General features: G+C 57.2%; 6 protein-coding genes. 5 read left to right on the plus strand and 1 reads right to left on the minus strand.

Features of this window, described 5'->3' with window-relative positions:
* Positions 1–253: 253 nt before the first annotated feature.
* The 5 genes from ED655_RS09245 to ED655_RS09260 all read left to right on the plus strand — a co-directional run bounded on the left by ED655_RS09245 (position 254) and on the right by ED655_RS09260 (position 2825).
* Entirely contained in the window at positions 254–688 is a 435-nt protein-coding gene (locus ED655_RS09245; protein WP_205836020.1) for an Ltp family lipoprotein, read from the plus strand.
* Between the two features lie 905 nt (positions 689–1593).
* Entirely contained in the window at positions 1594–1755 is a 162-nt protein-coding gene (locus ED655_RS15565) for a hypothetical protein (RefSeq protein WP_162993468.1), read from the plus strand.
* Positions 1752–1880 (plus strand): hypothetical protein, encoded by a 129-nt coding sequence (locus ED655_RS15995; protein ID WP_277302614.1) that lies wholly within the window; start codon positions 1752–1754, stop codon positions 1878–1880. Before ED655_RS15565 ends, ED655_RS15995 begins: the two co-directional genes overlap by 4 nt.
* A complete protein-coding gene (locus ED655_RS09255; RefSeq protein WP_122049940.1) occupies positions 1873–2583 on the plus strand; it encodes a KilA-N domain-containing protein in 711 nt (236 codons plus the stop codon). The genes ED655_RS15995 and ED655_RS09255 overlap by 8 nt, the downstream gene beginning before the upstream one ends.
* Positions 2580–2825: a hypothetical protein gene (locus ED655_RS09260; protein ID WP_122049941.1), complete on the plus strand. Its 246-nt coding sequence runs from the start codon at positions 2580–2582 to the stop codon at positions 2823–2825. Before ED655_RS09255 ends, ED655_RS09260 begins: the two co-directional genes overlap by 4 nt.
* Before the next feature lie 194 nt (positions 2826–3019).
* Here ED655_RS09260 and ED655_RS16000 read toward each other — a convergent pair whose 3' ends face one another.
* Positions 3020–3151 (minus strand): hypothetical protein, encoded by a 132-nt coding sequence (locus ED655_RS16000; protein WP_277302613.1) that lies wholly within the window; start codon positions 3149–3151, stop codon positions 3020–3022.
* Positions 3152–3308 lie beyond the last annotated feature (157 nt).

A 3308-nucleotide genomic window follows, 5' to 3' on the forward strand; every position in this document is an offset into this window, starting at 1 on the left:
GAAAGCGAAGGTGAACCCGACAAGGGCGTCGGAGGCGTCTGGTATCCCTGCCCGTTCGCGGCGAACGAGATGCAGAAAGGTAGCCCTAAAGCGAGACTCAGTAGGCGACGTTTCATGCACGCTCCAGTCGGCAGAGAAGGCCGCAACCATATCAGCAGCAGTGCCGGGGAGCGAGCCCCGCGCATATGGGATGTTGCGCGCCCTTCCCTATTTGATCGCTCATATGTCATCCTCCCATCAAGGGAGATTAGCCATGAAGCTACATCGTTGTGTCTCATTGCTTATGATCGGGATGCTTTCATCTGTCGCTTTAGCCGAGGCGAATGCCGAGCCAGGCGCGGAGGAGGCACCAAGTGATGCGACATCCGCCGGGATGACGAACTCTCAGCGCAACGCCGTCCGTTCTGCCGAGGACTATCTGAGCATGAAAGGCTTTTCTCGGTTCGCCCTAATACAGCAATTATCATCCGACTACGGGGCTGGCTTTTCAAAGAAGGATGCCACGGTTGCAGTCGATAGCTTAGGCATTGATTGGAATGCAAATGCCGCGCGATCAGCCAGGGAATATCTCGATATAAAAGGCTTTTCGTGTAACGGCCTTATCGCCCAGCTGTCGTCGGAGTATGGAGCTGGCTATACCAAGGCGCAGGCGCAATACGGCGCCAAGCAGTCAGGAGCCTGTAACTAGTCCGTCTTTCCTGATCGAAAATCGCGAGAGCGGTTCGGGCTGGCTCGCGAAACCATCTGCCCGAACCGGCCTGCTCTCACAGGTCTTGCAAGCCCGGCGCCGCCATAAGGCGGTGTAGCGGGAACACATGCAACCTAGTGGGTTGAAAGCCCTGATTCAAGTCTGGTGGCTAGCGGCGCATCTAGATTCGGAGTTTCACTATGGGAATTTTGAGCCGGTTTTTTCGTAGGAAAACAACGAGAAAGGTTATGGCTGAAGCCTCTCCATTCAGCATTCCCCGCCCCGACGGATGGCCAAGTGGCGGCAGAATCCATCCACCGAAAAAGCGAGGCAAAACAGCGGAACAATATGAGAGAGAATACGACGAATATGTGGCGCGCGTCGAAGGGAAGAAAAGAGAGATCGCTGCCTTCAATCGTGCCCAGGCCGTGAAAGCTGGTATATCGGAATATGTATGGAAAAGCTCAAAAACCGCTCAGTGCGACATATGTTCACGACGGAATGGGAAAGTATACAGCTACAACAAGCCGACTAAGGATGGCTATCCAGGCGAGGGCACCTGCGGGAATAGAGCATTATTCTGTCACGCACGGGCTAGTCCTGTCGTGGATCATCGGTAACGCTGCCCTCACGATGCATCGCTTTAAGCCCCGCCTTTACTAAGCGACGGATTGCCTCCGCTTCAGATCGGAGACGATGCTCAAAGCGAAAATCAGCGATTGCGTCAGCCATTTCGCGAGGCATCGCTACTAGTTTTTGCACGGACTTGTCAGGATTAATCGGCATAGACCCATATAAGTGAATTACCTCCTTGCGCGCAAGGTGGAAAGGTAATACACCTTAGCGACGACCCGAGGGGGTGGAGCCCCTTGGATCGTCTAACCACCAGCAAGGGAAGAACCCCCATGCCGACAGCTAATGTCGTTTATACCTCAAAAGACCCGTCGCGTCTTGCGTCTCTTTCTGATGTCGATCTCGCGCGTATGTTCGGCCCGATCGTGGTGACGCATGACAAGTGCATGCGCCCGATCATCGCCCGTTCGGTTGATGTGGGAGAAGTGGCATGAACACGAGCCTCACCATACTTACGACCGCCATCCGTCAGGACGCCCAGGGCCGCTACTGCCTGAACGATTGCCACAAGGCGTCGGGCAACGAAGCGCTCGAAGCGCCCAGGCGTGTGGATGGATAACGCACAAACTAAGGCACTTATTACCGAACTGACCGATGCAGGAATTCCTGCATCGCCTTCCGAGACCGATGCGGGAATTCCCACATCGCCCGTTTCCTCGATCAAAGGCGGCGCGAACCAAGGCACCTACGTCGCCAAGGAACTCGTTTACGCCTACGCGATGTGGATCAACCCCAAGTTCCATGTGATGGTGATCCAGGCGTTCGATGCGATGGTGCAGGGTAAGGATCCGCATATTGAGCGGACCCCCAAACGCCCCCGCAAACCAGCCTTCGACACGACCTACACGCGCCTTCTCAAGATCGCCCGCACCCTGCCGAACACTGACGAGAATCAGCAGTGCATGGCGGCGGCGCGTGGAACGTTCGAGATGACTGGTGTGAACCCGCTCGAACTGATGGGGATGACTTCGCTTGCTGCGCCGAACGACGACACCTATCTGACGCCGACCGAGATCGGCCACCAGATTGCGGCCACGCCCAGAGAGGTCAACCAGCTTCTCGTTGACCAAGGATACCAGACGCGGCATGCGGCCCTCTCGTCTAGTTGCGACTACAGAATGACAGAGAAAGGCGCGCCGTTCGGACGTATGTTCGACACGACCCGCCGCAACGGCAAAGGGTCACAGGCGCAACTCAAATGGTCCAACCGTATCGTGAAGCATCTGCTCCCTTTCTCCCGCCCGAAGGAGGCAGCGTCATGAGCGCTCTGACCTCTGAGAGCGGCGAGGACTTCGCGCAAATATGGGGGGAGGTTATCACCTCGCTGCCGAACTGGGCGGCCGGACTGGAGAGCGACCTCAGGGAAATGCTTCTGGCTCGCCAAGGCATCCCGACCAAGCGCAGGGCTCTTTCCGAGAACGCGATAAAAGCGCTGACGGCGCTCTACCAAGAGTATGGCGACGGGTCGGCGCGGGCGGACGGGAAAAGCCCTGCCCTCGCGTAATTCTTGCCTTTGAGCTCACCAAATCGGGCGAGCTCAAATCGAGAGCACAGCGGACCTGCGCCCACCATTCGGAGGGTGCAGGCCACGCCCTTAGTTCGTCGGGTTCTCGGGCGCATCCGGAAGCGGCGCGTTCTCGCCCGGCTTGGGCTCAGGTGCCGGATGGCTGGGATCGTATGTCGGCGTCGGTTTCGAGGTCATGCGGGCTTTCCTCCGTCCTCGGGATGATCGGGGTGCTCAGGCGCGTCGTCCTGCTGCGGGCTCGTGTCGGGATACGGCTCAAACGGCTCGTCGCTCCCCGGCTTGGCTGGGTTCGGCTTGTTTGTCATCGTCGTTTTCCAGAGGTGAGATGACTCAAGGCTGACGGGGCGCAGGAGTTCCGTAAGCCGCGTGGAAACCTGCATTTCCAACGATGTTGCTATTTTGTCCAATTCGAATCAGTGAATTCATTTGCCAAAATGGAAACATACGCCCATATCAGCGATA

The sequence above is a fragment of the Asaia bogorensis genome (assembly GCF_900465345.1).
GTDB lineage: Bacteria > Pseudomonadota > Alphaproteobacteria > Acetobacterales > Acetobacteraceae > Asaia > Asaia bogorensis_A.